This is a genomic window from Allobosea sp. P4_H5 (genome assembly GCF_056400825.1).
In genome coordinates this window covers 240,102-254,682 of the sequence record NZ_JBFUKM010000004.1, presented here as the reverse complement: position 1 = coordinate 254,682, position 14,581 = coordinate 240,102, and the positions used below count along the sequence as shown (strand labels likewise).

The window sequence follows — 14,581 nt, the reverse complement described above, 5'->3', positions numbered from 1 at the left end:
CGCGATGGCGCCGATCCCGCACTCCGGTCATCCTGCCGTCGAGGCCTATCTCGCCGAGGGCTATGATCGCGTCGTCGGCATGTCCTCGCGCTTCGCGGCGACGATCTGCGCACGGCTGCTGCGGCTGCAGACCGAGAACGGTGTCAGCGGACCGATCGCCGAGATCGGCGCCTTCGAAGGCCGCTTCTTCATCGCGCTGGCCCATGCGCTCGAACCCGGTGAGATCGCGCTGGGCATCGACATCTTCGAATGGCCGAACCCGCAGGTGAAGGACCGGTTCGAAGCGAACTGCCTGAAGCACGGTATCGCGCCTGAGCGCCGGGTCACCATCAAGGCCGATGCCGGCGCGATGTCGCCGGCCGAACTGATCGGCCATGCAAGCGGCGACAAGCTGCGCTTCATCCATATCGACGGCGAGCATTCGCGTGCGGCGCTCACCAAGGACCTCACGCTCGCCACCGCCTGCCTCGCCGTGGGCGGCCTGATCGTACTCGACGACATGCTGCATCCCGGCTACCCGACGCTGATGGTCGCGGTTCAGGCGTATCTTGCGGCCAATCCCGACATCGTTCCGCTGTGCATCATCGACCGGGAGACCATTGTCGGCGCGACCAAGTTCGTGCTTTGCCAGCGCGACTGGTTCGAGCGTTATCAGGCGGTCATGCTGACGATCTTCAAGGAGCAGATCTGGCCGCTGGGAGCCGACTTCGAGCCACATTGGTGCCTCGTTCTGTCGCTCGATACGCGGCTCGCCGAGATCACCTGATTCTGCCCGGACTCTCCCGAAGGACGCCTGCCTTGCTCAAGCCGATGACGCTCGCCCTTTGCGCTGCCGCTCTGTCGAGTGCAGCTCTTGCCGGACCGACCTGCTCGCCGAGCGACGAGCGCGCCCGCATCCTCGCCTCGGCTTCGACCGGCAATCTGCATCGTGACTGGAAGGGCGGAAACCGGGTCGGCTATGGCTGGTCGCTGCAGGTCGACCGCAGCGTGCGCGATGCGGCCGGTACCGAGTACTTTGTCGGCGACCTCTACGACACGAACGGGCATCTTGCGACCCGCAAGGTCTTCGTCGTCGAGCGCGAATGGGATTGCGGGCCGTGAGGTTCAGCGCGCCGGCCTGACCCGCAGCACCCTCCCGTTCGAATCGTCGCTGAGCAGATAGAGGAAACCGTCCGCCCCCTGCCGAACATCGCGGATGCGCTCGCCGAGATTGGTCAGCAGGCGCTCCTCCCCGGTGACCTTCTCGCCATCGGTCGAAAGACGCGCCAGCAGCTGGCCGGCGAGCGCGCCGACGAAGAGCGAGTTCTTCCAGGCCGGCCATTTATCGCCGGTGTAGAAGGCCGCGCCTGAGGGCGCGATCGACGGATCCCAGTAGAACAGCGGCTGCTCCATGCCGGGCTTTGAGGTGCCCTCGCCGATCTTCACACCGGAATAGTCGATGCCGTAAGTGATGACCGGCCAGCCATAGTTGAGACCGGCCTTGGGCGTGTTGATCTCGTCGCCGCCGCGTGCGCCATGCTCGGCCGTCCAGAGCTGGCCCGTCTGCGGGTTGAGAGCGGCGCCCTGTACGTTCCGGTGGCCGATCGACCAGATTTCCGGCGCCCAGCCCGGCTTCTTCGGATTGCCCTCGGCAGCACCGCCTTCGGGCTTGATGCGCAGCACCTTGCCGAGATGGTTCTCCGGGTTCTGCGCCTGGTCGCGCTGGCTGTAGCGGTCGCCGACAGTGACGAAGAGCGCGCCTGTCCGGTCGAAGACCAGCCGCGAGCCGAAATGCATGTTGCTGGCGATGGTCGGCATCTGCCGGAAGATCACGCTGAGACCCTCAAGCGCGTTGCCATTGGCGCTCAGCCGGGCGCGGGCGACGCTGGTGCCGTTGCCGTTGGCGCGCGGCTCGGCGAAGGAGAGATAGAGATAGCGGTTCTGGGCGAAGTTCGGATCGAGCACGACATCGAGCAGGCCGCCCTGCCCGCGCGCCACGACATTGGGCACGCCCGAGATCGGCGGCGAAAGCTTGCCGTCGCTGCCGACCAGCCGCAGGCGGCCGGGGCGTTCCGTGACCAGCATGCGCCCGTCCGGAAGGAAAGCGAGGCCCCAAGGATTCTCCAGCCCGCTCGCGACCGTCTCCACGACGAGTTCGCCGGCGCTCGACGGATAGCGCTGCTGGGCTGTCGCGGGCGCTGCCGCGAGGGCCAGGGCAAGGACGGCAGCCAGAACGGGACGCATCGACATCTCCTGATGATGGGTCGTCCGGACAAGCGACATCAGCCGTGCCGATCCGGGAGCGACCCGTTCAAAGAGAATGCACGATTCAGCCGCTGGTTGCTTCGAGCTCACGCCGAAGTGAGACGATCTGCGAGGTTTCATCCAGCGCGACATCGGCGCTGGTGACGACCGAGCCGGCGGCAACGTCGCGCTTCAATGTCACGCCGTGCGCCAGCCCGATCGGCAGCGCCTTCGCCGCGCGGCTGGCGGCAGCCGGCATCAGTCTGCCGTAGACGGTGTAGCCGCCCTCGCCATCCAGCATCTCGCCGGCCTTGAGGTCGCGCTTGGCGGTCGCGACCGCATCGCCGCGCCAGCTCCTGGTCGTGCCGGTCGGCTCACCGCGCAGCGCCGCGTTCAGCACTGAGAGCGAGAGTTCGAGCCCGATCAAATGGAAGGGCTTGTACATCGCCGCGTAGAGGCCCGTGGAATCGGTCGGCAAGCCGTACTGCTTGAAGCAAGCGGCGGCATAAGGGTTCGGCGCCTTCAGCACGACATAGACGCCCCAGCGCAGGTCGCGGAAGACCGGCCGCCCATCGCGCTCCAGCGAGGAGACAACCTCGACCATGCCGTCATGCTCGAGCTGTCCGCCAACCGCCTTCGGCCGCAGGACATAGGCGAGATCATCGACACCGCAGGGCGGAAAGGACAGCCCGGCGGCCGGGACATCGAGGCCGCTGGCATTGGCGATCGCCGCCATCTCGATCGCCGACTTGGTGCCATCGAGGAAGGAGTTGAACATTTGCGGGTTCATGCCGGCGGCCTTCGCCGCCTCCGGTGTCAGACCGTAATGGCTCCAGACCTCGTCAGGCGTGACGCGATGATAGGCCGGCAGGTATTTGGTGCCTTTGCCGGCGGCCGCGATGGTGAAACCGGTGGCTCTGGCCCAGTCGACCATCTCGGCGACGAGCGCCGACTGGTCGCCATAAGCCATCGAATAGACCACACCCGCCGCTCTCGCCTTCGCGGCCAGCACCGGGCCGACCAGCACATCAGCCTCGACATTGACCATCACGACATGCCGCCCGGCCGCGATCGCGGCGAGCGCATGGCGGGCCCCGGCAGCCGGGTGCCCTGTCGCCTCGATCACCACCTCGACGCCGTCCATCTCCGCGGCGGTGACGCCGCTATCGACGAAGCGGGTGGCGGCGATGCGGGCTTCGTCCCAGCCGACGGTGCGGCAAGCCTGGCGCGCCCGCTCGGGGTCGAGATCGGCGATCGCCGCAACCTCCAGCCCCTCGATATGCGGCACCTGAGCCAGGAACATCGAGCCGAACTTGCCGGCGCCGATCAAAACGCAGCGGACGGGGCGGCCTGCCTCAGCGCGGGCGGCGAGCTTGGGCATCAGGTTCATGGGCTGGCTCCGGCAGATTAGGTCGTCATGGTCCGCCTTGAGCCGACCATCTCAGGACGAGAAGGCGCCCTGACGTTTCCGAGATTCTCGGATCTGCGCTTCGCTACGTCCGAGAATGACGCACGTCAGGCTCACTCCGGCTTGACGCCGGCTTCCTTGATGATCTTCTCCCAGGTCGCGATTTCCTGCTGGTGATAGGGCCGGAACGCCGCGGGATCACGGACCTTGAGGGTAAAGCCGAGCTTGAGGATCTGCTCGGCAATCGCCGGCTTGGCGAGCGAGGCCAGCACGGCCTTGGACAGCGTGTCCAGGACAGGCGCCGGCGTCGCGGCGGGGGCGAAGAAGGCGGCCCAGCTGTCGGCGTCGGCATCGGTCACGCCCTGCTCGCGCAAAGTCGGGATATCCTTGGCGCGCGGATTGCGCTCCGGGCTCGCCAGCGCAATCGCCCTGAGCGTGCCGGCATTGATCTGCTCCAGCACGGACGGCAGCGTCGAATTGGCGATGTCGATCCGCCCTCCGATGATCTCCTGCACCAGCGGCGCCGCGCCCCTGAATGGCACATGCGTCATCTTGATGCCGGTGCGCTGCATGAACAGCTCCATGGCGAGATGCGAGCCGGAGCCGACGCCGGTCGAGCCGTAATTGAGCTTGCCCGGATCGGCCTTGGCGAGCGCGATCAGCTCCTTGATGTTTTTCGCCGGCAGGTCGTTGCGGACGACGAAAGCGTGCTCGAAAGCGCCGACACCGGCGACCGGCGCGAAATCCTTGACGGCGTCGTAGCCGGGGTCCTTCAGCAGGAACATGTTGTTCCCATGCGTCTGGTTGTTGCCGAAGATGAAGGTGTGGCCGTCGGCAGCGCCATGCGCGACGGCGCGGGTGCCGACCGCACCCGAGGCGCCGGCGCGATTGTCGACGAGGACGTTCTGGCCGATCGAGGTCGAGAGATCCTGGGCGACGAAGCGCGCGATCGCATCAGTCGGCCCGCCCGCCGGGTATGGCACGACCAAGGTGATCGGCTTCGACGGATAGCTCTGCGCCCGCACGATGGCCGGAGCGAAGATGGCGCCGGCAACGAGGCCGAGCGTGGAACGGCGGGTCAGCGACATGGGTTTCCTCCCGGGCGCCCCATTGGAAGACGGGCTTTTGCGGCAGGATTAGGGGCAACATCCCATTTCGTCCAGCCGCCCGCCGCTTGCCATACGTTCAGCTTGGCGGTGCTGCGCCGCTGCTGCTACGTTGGCGCGGATAGCCGTGCCTAGAGCGAGACTTTGTCCGCTCCAATCTGCTCCCAAAGCGCAGGTGACCAAATGGCGATCCGGCCCTTCATCCTCGAGCCGAACTACGACTCGTTCTTCGACCGCGCGCGAACAGGCCAAGCTGCGCAGCTTCGCATCCGGTTGAAAGTGACGCTCATTCCCCTCGATCCCTCCACGGCGTGGGCGCGAAGCTCCCATACCGCCAAAACGCCGGGATCGCGCCCGGGGCCGCTTCCCCCGTCTCATCTGGCCGCGAGCGAGGCCGACTTCAAACGCGGCAGTGTCGTCGACGCCAGTGGCCAGCCCGTCCCCTGCCGCAGCTGGCTCGCCAGCGAATGGCAGGATTTCACCCGGCGCTTCAAAAACATCGTCGAGACCGTCTGGAACAACCAGATGGTGTTCCTCCCGACCGAAAGCGGAGACAGCCTGAGCGACGCCGACTTCTGGCAACTGATCGGCAATCCAAAGGTGCCGGCGCATGTCGCCGGCGTGCTCGAAATCGATCTGCAGCCTGCCGGTGCGGATAGCCATGCCCTCATCGAGGTCGCGCATCTGGCCAATCCGGGCGCGACCTTCCGGGACCGGATGACCCGCATCACCGACGAAAGCGTCCAGTACGGAGAGCATAACTTCACGGCGGGCCGGGCACGCGGGATCGGTGGAAAGACCGGCCAGTTCGCTGCCGCGCACGAGGTCGGCCACTGGCTCCGCGATCCCGGATCGAAAGTGTTCGACCACATTGACCGGTCCTATGCGCTCACCCTCCCCAGAGCCCAGCAGGACAATGCGCAATATGGCCGGACGCTCGGGCGATACTATTCGATCATGGGGGGCGGGACCGTCGTGACGGATCATGACGCCACGCCGTGGATTTCGCGCCTACGCCGGCAGACGCCGATGAAGCTCGGTTGGATGTATGTGCACAGGATCGATTTCCGCCGCAGCCTGAACGAGGTGTCTGCGCGCCAGAAGCAGCTGCTGCTGGCCGCTGGCTTCCTGCCCAAGCTCCTGCAGCCGGGGCAAACTCCCTAGCGGGGCTAGGCCGAGAAGCCCGCGCGCTTCAGGCGCTGCACCGCGACGTCCAGCGCCTGCAGGAAGGTGGAGCGATCCTTCTGCGAGAACGGCTTGGGACCGCCGCTGACGCTGCCCATGGCGCGCAGGTCCTCCATCATGTCGCGCGTCGCCAGCGCCATGCCGATCGAGGCCTCGGTGAAGGGCTTGCCGGTCGGGCCGATCACGTCGGCGCCGGCCTTGATGCAGCGGTCGGCGAGCGGAATGTCGGCGGTGATGACGATCGCGCCGCGACCGGCCCGTTCGGCGATCCAGTCATCGGCCGCATCGAAGTTGCCGGGCACCACGACGCGCTCGATCCAGGGCTCGCGCGGCACCTGCATGAAGCTGTTGGCGACGACGAAGACCTTGAGCCGGTGCCGCTCGGCGACGCGATAGATCTCCGGCTTCACCGGACAGGCGTCGGCGTCGATATAGATCACGATGGTGTTGGCGGGAGCGTCCATGGCGCCGGCATCGCAGCCGAGCGGGCCCCACGCAAGCCCTTATGCCGGCCTTATGCGCGCGAGCACCTTCCGCATGGCGGCCTTATCGGGGGCGGACCTACATCATCGGCATCGATGGAGGTCGATATGTCGATGAACAACGCCTTGTTCCGCACCAGCCAGCAGCGTCGCGCCCGCGCCGTCTATGACAGCGTCGCCAGCCGCCGCCCGGTCGTTGGAATCCTCTGTGCCGAGATGGTCGCGCTTGCCGTGTTCGCACTGGCCGCCGCCGCCTTCATCGGCCTGCGCGCCTGGTTCGCCTTGCCGAACTGAGGACGCCACCATGGGACAATTCAAGCCGCTGCAGCCGCTCACCGGCGAGAGCCATCTCTTCCTGGTCGGCCAGTCGAGCCACGGCTTCTGGGTCGCGCGCGATCTAGAAGGCAGCAGCGAGGGCATCTTCCGCAACCAGAAGGAGGCGGTGCGCTTCGCCCTCTCCGAGGGCGGCCACCTCAATGCCGTTCTGATCTCCCCCAACGGAGTCGAGCCCAGCTATGGCATGGGCATCCATTGAGGGCATGCCCAGTGCCGACAAGGCGAGCCGCGACCTCGACAGGGCGCTGCTCGCCATCTTCCTCGAAGCCGCCGGCGCGCTGATCGATCAGCTCGTCACCGCCGGCATCACCGATCCCGCCGACATCGCGCGCCGCCTCAACCGACGCGGCTTTCCCTGTTTCGGCCGGCCGCGCTGGGGCGCAAGCACTGTCACCATGGTGCAGCGCCGATGGGCGCTCCGGCACGCTGGGGATGGGGCGCTGCCGCGCCAAGAAAGCGCGTGCTCTCCATCCGACTCTGTCCTACGCTCCGCAGCTGCTTCGGCTTGATGGCCCGGTTTCCGCGAGCCGGCCGTGGCAGTCGGAAGCCGGCCGCCATGACCTAAGCTCGCAGCCGTCCCGACCAGCGCAGCCCAGGTTCAAGCCCCTTCGATTCGAAGTGGCGATGCCTGTCATTCCGACCGAAGGAGACGAGACATGGCAAAAGGCGAGCAGCGCAGCAATCGCGAGGCCAAGAAGCCCAAGAAGGACAAGCCGAAGGCGAGCGCGACCCCTCCGGCGGGCTTCGCTTCGGCCGTCGCCAAGGCAGCGGCGACACCGAAGAAAAAATGATCCGCTTCCGCACGATCGACCCCACCCAGCCCGAGAAGCCGGCACCGCAGCCGGCTCCCGTGCAAGCTGTCGCGGCCGTACAGGCAGAACCAGTGCCGGAGGGCGCCCCTCCGGCAACCCGCAAGGGCCTGGTCCGCAAGACGCCGCTGCGCGCGAAGAAGGCCAAGACTGCCCCACTCCTCGACAGATAGGTCCTGGCCAATCGGCCTCAGGTTGCCTCGGCGACCTCGTCCGTCCAGACCCTGAAGCCGGTCAGCGTGTTCGGTCCGAAGGTGGTGGCGATCGCGACATCGGCAGCATCGCGTCCGCGTGCGATCAGCACCCGGCCGATGCGCGGGACATTGTTGCGCGGATCGAACATCTGCCAGCCGCCATCCAGGAAGGCCTCGAATGAGGCGGCGAAATCGCCCGGCGGCCAGGGTGGCGGCGTGCCGACATCGCCGAGATAGCAGGTGCAGTAGCGCGCCGGGATGTTCATCGCCCGGCAGAAGGCGATGGCGAGATGGGCGTAGTCGCGGCAGACGCCGCGCCCTTCGCGATAGGCTTCGGAGGCGCTGCGGGTGACGCTGGCGTCCATATAGTCGAAGGCGATGCGCCGGTTGACGAAGTCGCAGATCGCCTGCACTCGCGCCGCGCCCGGCGGCGTATGACCGAAAAGCTCCCAGGCGAGATCGAGCAAGCGATCGCTGTCGCAGAACCGGCTGGCGAGCAGGAAGACCAGGCACTCTTCCGGCAAGCGCTCCACCGGCACCTGTCCGGCCTTGCGGTCGAACGCCTCCGGCAGGCCGCTATCGCTGATCACCGCATCGGCGGAAATGCGTATCGTGCCCTGTGGCGCCACCAGCCGGCTGCACCAGTTGCCGAAGCCGTCGCGATAGGCGGTGACCGGCGTCGGAGGCTGGATGCGCATGTGATCCGGCGCCGAGAGATCGGAGACCCGGCTGAAATGCACGTGCAGCATCAAGATCATCGGGGTCGGCTGCGGAAAGTCGTAGTCGAGCTCGTAGCCGATCCGGAGTTTCATGCATGAGCCTTCTGCGCGTCGGCGCGCTGTATTCTTTTGGCTCCCCAGCTTGCTCTACCAAGCACGTTTCGGGCCAAGGCGATATGGTCGTGGGCGTCTGCCGGAGATTGGCCGTTTTCGCCCCCGGATTATGGGCACGCCCCGCTGCCATTCCTATCGTTTCTGGCCGATATCAAGCAGACTCGCTTGCAGTGCCCGCCCCGGGGGCCTAAACCACGCCCCGCGCCCGCGATGGGCGCCATTGCCCTCCCGGAGATCTGGATCATGGCTTTCCTTGCCGACGCCCTGAAGCGCGTGAAGCCGTCTGCGACCATTACCATCACGCAGAAGGCGCGCGATCTGAAAGCGCAGGGCAAGGACGTGATCTCGCTCTCCGTCGGCGAGCCCGATTTCGACACGCCAGACAATATCAAGGAAGCGGCGATCGCCGCCATCCGCCGCGGCGAGACGAAGTACACGCCGGTCCCCGGCATCCCGCAGCTGCGCGAGGCGATCACCCGCAAGCTGAAGCGCGAGAACGGCCTCGACTACAAGGCCTCGCAGACCATCGTCGGCACCGGCGGCAAGCACGTCATCTACAACGCCCTGCTCGCCACGCTGAACCCGGGCGACGAGGTGATCTGCGTCGCGCCGTACTGGGTCAGCTATCCCGAGATGGTCGCACTCTGCGGGGGTACGCCGACCTTCTGCGAAGCCACCATCCAGAACAACTTCAAGCTCCAGCCGGCCGATCTGGAAGCCGCGATCACGCCGAAGACCAAGTGGCTGATCCTGAACTCGCCCTCGAACCCGTCGGGCGCCGCCTATACCCATGCCGAGATGAAGGCGCTGACCGACGTGCTGATGCGCCATCCGCATGTCTGGGTGCTGACCGACGACATGTACGAGCACCTTGTCTATGGCGACTTCAAATTCGTCACCCCGGCGCAGGTCGAGCCCGGCCTCTACGAGCGCACGCTGACCATGAACGGTGTCTCCAAGGCCTATGCCATGACCGGCTGGCGCATCGGCTACGCCGCCGGCCCGCAGCAGCTGATCAACGCCATGGACCTCGTCCAGGGCCAGCAGACCTCGGGCACCTCGGCGATCTCGCAATGGGCCGCGGTCGAGGCACTCGACGGCACGCAGGAGCACCTGCCGGTGTTCAAGAAGGCGTTCGAGCGCCGGCGCGACCTCGTCGTCTCGATGCTGAACCAGACCCGCGGCCTGAAGTGCCCGACGCCGGAAGGCGCCTTCTACGTCTATCCCGACTGCTCGGGGCTGATCGGCAAGACGCTGCCGAATGGCAAGACAATCGAGACCGACGAGGACCTGGTCATGGGCCTGCTGGAGAACGAGGCCGTCGCCGCCGTGCACGGCACTGCCTTCGGCCTCGGCCCGAACTTCCGGATCTCCTACGCGACCTCGGACGAGAAGCTGGAAGAGGCCTGCCGCCGCATCCAGCGCTTCTGCGCCGAGCTGCGCTGAGACGAGCACGGGGCGCGATGACTCTCGAGGAGCAGCGCGCCCTGATGCTGTCGGGGCGCATGTATGACGACCTCACGCCCGAGCTGATCGCAGCCCGGGCACGGGCGGTCGGTCTGACCGACGCCTACAACCGTAGCTTTGGCCAGCCGCAGGCGGAGCGCGAGGCACTGTTGCGCGCCTTCCTGCGCGATGTCGGCCCCGGCGCCTATTTCGAGCCGAATTTCCGCTGCGAGCTCGGTTTCAACATCAGCATCGGCCGCAATTTCTACGCCAATTTCGACTGCGTCATGCTGGACGGCGCCGAGATCACCATTGGCGACCATGTCCTGCTCGGGCCACGCGTCGGCATCTATACGGCGAACCACGCCTTCGACCCGGCCGAGCGGGTGGCGGGCGGCTGCTATGTCAGGCCCGTGACGATCGGTAACCGCGTCTGGGTCGGCGGCGGCGTCCAGATCACGCAGGGCGTCAGCATCGGCGACGATACGATCATCGGCGCCGGCAGCGTCGTGACCCGCGACATTCCGGCCGGAGTGATCGCAGCCGGCGTGCCCTGCAAGGTGCTGCGCGAGATCACCGAGGCGGACAGGACCGGGTTTCGCTCGACGCGCCCTTGATCAGGCGCAGCCGTTTCCAAGCTTCGTGAATTGCGGCCGGCCGCACCTTTGGGTAACGCTCCGGCATGAACCGCCGTGCGCTCCTGCTGTTCGCCGCCTTCTGCTCGCTATCGGCCCGCGCCGTGGCTCAGCAGGCACTGCCCTCGCTCTCGGTGCGCGAGGCGCATGACGCCGCCAAGGCCGGCAAGCTCATCCTCGTCGACATCCGCACGCCAGAGGAATGGACCGATACCGGCGTGCCGGAGGGCGCAATCAAGCTCGACATGACCGGCAGCGCCTTCGAGGTCAGGCTGGCCGCGCTGAAGCTCGACCATCCCGGCAAGCCGATCGCGCTGATCTGCCGGACCGGCAACCGCACCTCGACCTTGCAGAAGACGCTCGCGGCACGCGGCTGGAAGGAGCTGGTCGATGTCCGTGGCGGCCTGCTCGGCAATCCCAAAGACAAGGGCTGGCTGGCGGAAGGCCTGCCGGTGACGAGCTATCCCTGACGCGCCTCCTTCTCCCCTCGGGGGAGAAGGTCCCGGCAGGGGGATGAGGGCCGTCTGACTGGGTGAGACGAGAAAGGGCCGCTTGCGCGGCCCTTCCCTCATCCGTCAGCGCTTCGCGCTGCCACCTTCTCCCCCGAGGGGAGAAGGATTCAAGAGATCCGGCCGCCTCTCGCGCGTGATCTGCTCCGCCTGCTCGCGCCGCCAACGGGCGATGCGGGCATGGTCGCCGGAGAGCAGCGCCTCGGGCAGGCCCCTGCCCTCCCATTCGCGCGGGCGGGTGTAATGCGGGTATTCGAGCAGGCCGTTCTCGAAGCTCTCCTCCGTGCCGGAGGCTTCCTTGCCCATCACGCCGGGGATCAGGCGGACGCAGGCGTCGAGCAGCACCATCCCCGCCATCTCGCCGCCGGAGAGGATGTAGTCGCCGACCGAGACCTCGGTCAGCCCCCGCCCCTCGATCACCCGCTCGTCCACGCCCTCGAAGCGACCGCAGACGATGACGACGCCGCCGCCGGCGACGTAGTCGCGGACCATGCGCTGGCTGAGCGGCCGCCCGCGCGGCGACATCAAGAGGCGCGGCCGGGTATCGTCGGCCGGAACCGCGGCGTCGATCGCCGCCGCCAGCACGTCGCAGCGCAAGACCATGCCGGCGCCGCCGCCGGCCGGGGTGTCGTCGACATTGCGATGCCGGCCGATGCCGTGCTCGCGAATCTGGTGCGTCTCCAGCGACCAGAGGCCGGTGCGCAAGCCCTCGCCCGCCAGCGAAGCGCCGAGCGGGCCAGGAAACATCTCGGGATAGAGAGTCAGGATCGAGGCGCGGAAAGTCATGGCCTCTGCTGGCATGAAATGGCGGCCGCGTCACCAGCCGAGCGCGGCCGCCAACAACAGCCTCAGGCCTGCCGGACGCGCTCACTCCAGTAGGCATGCAACCCTTCGATATCGCCGCTGGTCAGGAGCGGCATCGTATCGCGCAATTGCGCCTCGCTCCAGTCCCACCAGGCCAGTTCGAGCAGCAGTGCGATCCGCGCTTCATCGAAGCGCCAGCGGATCAGCTTGCCCGGGTTGCCGCCGACGATGGCATAGGGCTCGACATCGCGGGTGACGAGCGCCCGCGTCCCGATCACCGCGCCATGGCCGATCGTGATGCCGGGCATGATAATGGCTTCCGAGCCGATCCAGACATCGTTGCCGACGACGGTATCGCCAGCCCGCAAATAGCCGTCGCGCGCGCCGGCGAAATGCGGCTCGTCCGGAACATAGTGGAACGGGAAGGTGCTGACCCAGTCGTTCCGATGGCCCTGGTTGCCGGCCATGATGAAGGCTGCCCCGGAGCCGATCGAGCAGAAGCTGCCGACGACCAGCTTGTCGGCACCCTCATGCGGCAGCAGGAAGCGGGCGCAATCGTCGAAGCTGTGGCCGTGATAGTAGCCGGAATAGTAGCTGTAGCGTCCGACGACGATGTTGGGATGGCGCACCTGCTGGGTGAGCGGGATGCCCTTGAAGGGGCTCTCGAAGAAGTTGGTCATGTTCAGCTCGCAATGGCTGGCGCTCTCAGGGAGCCGCCGGCCGAAAGACACAGGAAAACGCGGGCGATCGGCCTTGCCGACCCCCGTCCGGTCTTGCGTTCCTCGCCTCAGACGAGGGGGAACGCGATGGAGCTGGTACAGTGAGCCTGCTTCATGGAGTGGACAGCCTAAACGGGCGCGCTACGAGCAGCAATCGCCCGGTCAGGAGAAGGTGAGCGCCGGATTGCCGTTCAGTGCTGCATAGTCGTCGACGCGGGCGATGACGTTGTCGAAGGCGGCGAAAGCCTCGGCCGGCAGCATGGTCAGCACCGCGACGGCGCGCATGCCGGCGCGGCGAGCCGCCTCGACGCCGTTCGGCGCATCCTCGAAGACGATGCAGTCAACCGGGGCGACGCCCATGCGCTCGGCTGCAGCCAGGAACATGTCGGGATGCGGCTTGCCGGGGAAGCCCTGGCTCGGCGAGACGATGGTGGCGAAGCGCTGGCGCAGGGAAAGCGTATCGAGGATCAGGGCGATGTTCGGCGGGGCGGCGGCGGTGCCGACCGCCATCGGGACCTCGTGATCGCGCGCCCGGTCGAGCAGGTCGATCAGTCCGCCAAGCGGCTTGACCAGTGGGCCGTAGGTCTCGCGATAGAGCCCTTCCTTCTCCTCGGCGAGCCGATCGAGCTCGGCCGCGTCGGCACCGGGGAAATGCGGGCCGATGATGTCGGAGATCGCCATGCCGGCGGTGCGGGCCGAGAAGGTCGCGCGCTCGAAGGGCAGGCCGTGCTTGCGGTACCACGTCTCCCAGGCATCGTCATGGTAGCGCATATTGTCGACGATGGTGCCGTCCATGTCGAAGATCAGGCCCTTGGCCGGCGTCTCAGGCAGCATCGTCATCCTCGAACAGACCGGCCGGAGGCAGGGCCTCGATGCGCTTGGCCGCGATGTCGATGCGTGGCGCATAGGCCTTGGTGAAGGGCATCAGCACCGAGCGGCCATCCGGAGTCTCGATGTCGATGAGGTCGCCGGCGCCGTAATTGGCGACGGCGGTGACAGTGCCGAGCACGGCTCCATCGGGGCCGATGACGCTGCAGCCGACGAGATCGGCCTGCAGGAACTCGTCCTCGTCCTCAGGCGCCGGCAGCCGCGAGCGCTCGATATGGAGCTTCACGCCATTCAGGAGCTCGGCTCCCTCACGGCTGGTCACGCCCTTGAGCCGGGCGACGACCACTTCCTTGGCGGGCCTGATATCGGCGATCTCGAAGCGCCGGCCCTTCTCGTCGACGAGTGGGCCGTATTCGGCGAGCGCCAGCGGATCGGCGGTGAAGGTCTTGATCCGGACCTCGCCGCGCACGCCATGCGGCGCGCCGACGATGCCGAGCAGGACGAGTTCGTCGCTCATCGATGGCTCTTCCGGAACAGACCGTCAGACCGCAAGGCCGCGACACCTCTCCAGTTCGTCATGCTCGCCCTTGTGGCGGGCATCCACGTCTTGAACTCCGCATTGCATCGGGAAAGACGTGGATGGTCGGGACAAGCCCGACCATGACGGGAGAGGCTCACGCAGCTCACTCAGCCGCAGGAGCGGCGGCCTTCTCGGCCTTCTTCTCAGCGCGCTCCTTGGCCTTGTCGCCGGGAACAGCCTTGTTCGGGTTGTTGCGGGCCGGGCGCTTGGACACGCCGGCAGCGTCGAGGAAGCGCAGGACGCGATCGGTCGGCTGGGCGCCCTTGGCGAGCCAGGCCTTGGCCTTCTCGAGGTCGAGCACGACGCGCTCCGGCGAATCCTTCGCCTTCATCGGGTCATAGGCGCCGATCTTCTCGATGAAGCGGCCATCGCGCGGCGAGCGGGCGTCGGCGACGACGATGCGGTAGTACGGGCGCTTCTTGGCGCCACCACGGGTCAAGCGGATCTTCAGGGACATTGCTCTTCTTCCTTTGGTTCGAGCGGT

20 protein-coding genes are annotated in these 14,581 nt (G+C 66.9%); 10 read left to right on the top strand and 10 right to left on the bottom strand.

The window, feature by feature from the left end:
- The first annotated feature begins 4 nt into the window (after positions 1-4).
- Together AC1DS0_RS10330 and AC1DS0_RS10325 are read left to right on the top strand one after the other, a co-directional pair.
- Complete coding sequence (locus AC1DS0_RS10330; RefSeq protein WP_476814252.1) at positions 5-766, top strand: class I SAM-dependent methyltransferase; 762 nt, start codon at positions 5-7, stop codon at positions 764-766.
- Positions 767-798: 32 nt separating this feature from the next.
- Positions 799-1,101, top strand: coding sequence for a hypothetical protein (locus AC1DS0_RS10325; RefSeq protein WP_476814251.1), 303 nt, complete (start codon positions 799-801; stop codon positions 1,099-1,101).
- A 3-nt stretch (positions 1,102-1,104) separates the two neighbouring features.
- Here AC1DS0_RS10325 and AC1DS0_RS10320 read toward each other — a convergent pair whose 3' ends face one another.
- The 3 genes from AC1DS0_RS10320 to AC1DS0_RS10310 all read right to left on the bottom strand — a co-directional run bounded on the left by AC1DS0_RS10320 (position 1,105) and on the right by AC1DS0_RS10310 (position 4,719).
- Positions 1,105-2,223 (bottom strand): PQQ-dependent sugar dehydrogenase, encoded by a 1,119-nt coding sequence (locus AC1DS0_RS10320; RefSeq protein ID WP_476814250.1) that lies wholly within the window; start codon positions 2,221-2,223, stop codon positions 1,105-1,107.
- A gap of 85 nt (positions 2,224-2,308) precedes the next feature.
- Positions 2,309-3,613 (bottom strand): NAD(P)H-dependent oxidoreductase, encoded by a 1,305-nt coding sequence (locus AC1DS0_RS10315; RefSeq protein ID WP_476814249.1) that lies wholly within the window; start codon positions 3,611-3,613, stop codon positions 2,309-2,311.
- Positions 3,614-3,744: 131 nt separating this feature from the next.
- The gene (locus tag AC1DS0_RS10310; protein ID WP_476814248.1) at positions 3,745-4,719 is read right to left on the bottom strand and encodes a Bug family tripartite tricarboxylate transporter substrate binding protein; all 975 of its coding nucleotides are present in this window, start codon (positions 4,717-4,719) and stop codon (positions 3,745-3,747) included.
- A 201-nt stretch (positions 4,720-4,920) separates the two neighbouring features.
- Between AC1DS0_RS10310 and AC1DS0_RS10305 the strand changes: the two genes are divergently transcribed.
- Positions 4,921-5,901 (top strand): hypothetical protein, encoded by a 981-nt coding sequence (locus AC1DS0_RS10305; protein WP_476814247.1) that lies wholly within the window; start codon positions 4,921-4,923, stop codon positions 5,899-5,901.
- 5 nt (positions 5,902-5,906) lie between these two features.
- Here the strand turns inward: AC1DS0_RS10305 and AC1DS0_RS10300 are convergent, their stop codons facing one another.
- Positions 5,907-6,386 (bottom strand): YaiI/YqxD family protein, encoded by a 480-nt coding sequence (locus tag AC1DS0_RS10300; protein WP_476814246.1) that lies wholly within the window; start codon positions 6,384-6,386, stop codon positions 5,907-5,909.
- A 126-nt stretch (positions 6,387-6,512) separates the two neighbouring features.
- Between AC1DS0_RS10300 and AC1DS0_RS10295 the strand changes: the two genes are divergently transcribed.
- From AC1DS0_RS10295 to AC1DS0_RS10280, 4 genes are all read left to right on the top strand, one after another.
- Positions 6,513-6,698 carry a hypothetical protein gene (locus AC1DS0_RS10295; RefSeq protein ID WP_152017057.1) on the top strand — a complete coding sequence of 62 codons (186 nt, stop codon included), beginning with the start codon at positions 6,513-6,515 and terminating at the stop codon, positions 6,696-6,698.
- 10 nt (positions 6,699-6,708) lie between these two features.
- Complete coding sequence (locus AC1DS0_RS10290; protein WP_476814245.1) at positions 6,709-6,939, top strand: hypothetical protein; 231 nt, start codon at positions 6,709-6,711, stop codon at positions 6,937-6,939.
- A gap of 4 nt (positions 6,940-6,943) precedes the next feature.
- Positions 6,944-7,249, top strand: coding sequence for a hypothetical protein (locus AC1DS0_RS10285; protein WP_476814244.1), 306 nt, complete (start codon positions 6,944-6,946; stop codon positions 7,247-7,249).
- A 147-nt stretch (positions 7,250-7,396) separates the two neighbouring features.
- Positions 7,397-7,531, top strand: a complete 135-nt coding sequence (locus AC1DS0_RS10280) for a hypothetical protein (RefSeq protein WP_280179063.1) — start codon at positions 7,397-7,399, stop codon at positions 7,529-7,531.
- A gap of 208 nt (positions 7,532-7,739) precedes the next feature.
- Here AC1DS0_RS10280 and AC1DS0_RS10275 read toward each other — a convergent pair whose 3' ends face one another.
- A complete protein-coding gene (locus AC1DS0_RS10275) occupies positions 7,740-8,555 on the bottom strand; it encodes a transglutaminase-like domain-containing protein (RefSeq protein ID WP_476814243.1) in 816 nt (271 codons plus the stop codon).
- Between the two features lie 264 nt (positions 8,556-8,819).
- Here AC1DS0_RS10275 and AC1DS0_RS10270 point away from each other — a divergent pair, with 264 nt between their 5' ends.
- The 3 genes from AC1DS0_RS10270 (at position 8,820) to AC1DS0_RS10260 (ending at position 11,127) form a co-directional block, all read left to right on the top strand.
- Positions 8,820-10,022 (top strand): pyridoxal phosphate-dependent aminotransferase, encoded by a 1,203-nt coding sequence (locus AC1DS0_RS10270; protein ID WP_476814242.1) that lies wholly within the window; start codon positions 8,820-8,822, stop codon positions 10,020-10,022.
- A gap of 17 nt (positions 10,023-10,039) precedes the next feature.
- A complete protein-coding gene (locus AC1DS0_RS10265) occupies positions 10,040-10,639 on the top strand; it encodes a sugar O-acetyltransferase (protein ID WP_476814241.1) in 600 nt (199 codons plus the stop codon).
- A 65-nt stretch (positions 10,640-10,704) separates the two neighbouring features.
- The gene (locus AC1DS0_RS10260; RefSeq protein WP_476814240.1) at positions 10,705-11,127 is read left to right on the top strand and encodes a rhodanese-like domain-containing protein; all 423 of its coding nucleotides are present in this window, start codon (positions 10,705-10,707) and stop codon (positions 11,125-11,127) included.
- A 105-nt stretch (positions 11,128-11,232) separates the two neighbouring features.
- On the opposite strand, the gene trmD is transcribed toward AC1DS0_RS10260, so the two are convergent.
- The 5 genes from trmD to rpsP form a co-directional block, all read right to left on the bottom strand.
- Positions 11,233-11,952 carry a tRNA (guanosine(37)-N1)-methyltransferase TrmD gene (gene trmD / locus AC1DS0_RS10255; protein ID WP_476814239.1) on the bottom strand — a complete coding sequence of 240 codons (720 nt, stop codon included), beginning with the start codon at positions 11,950-11,952 and terminating at the stop codon, positions 11,233-11,235.
- A gap of 62 nt (positions 11,953-12,014) precedes the next feature.
- Entirely contained in the window at positions 12,015-12,650 is a 636-nt protein-coding gene (gene catB, locus AC1DS0_RS10250; protein ID WP_476814238.1) for a type B chloramphenicol O-acetyltransferase, read from the bottom strand.
- A gap of 201 nt (positions 12,651-12,851) precedes the next feature.
- Complete coding sequence (locus AC1DS0_RS10245; protein WP_476814237.1) at positions 12,852-13,523, bottom strand: HAD family hydrolase; 672 nt, start codon at positions 13,521-13,523, stop codon at positions 12,852-12,854.
- On the bottom strand, positions 13,513-14,034 hold the full coding sequence (gene rimM / locus AC1DS0_RS10240) for a ribosome maturation factor RimM (protein WP_476814236.1): 522 nt from the start codon (positions 14,032-14,034) through the stop codon (positions 13,513-13,515). Before rimM ends, AC1DS0_RS10245 begins: the two co-directional genes overlap by 11 nt.
- A 166-nt stretch (positions 14,035-14,200) precedes the next feature.
- Entirely contained in the window at positions 14,201-14,554 is a 354-nt protein-coding gene (rpsP, locus tag AC1DS0_RS10235; protein WP_152017045.1) for a 30S ribosomal protein S16, read from the bottom strand.
- Positions 14,555-14,581 lie beyond the last annotated feature (27 nt).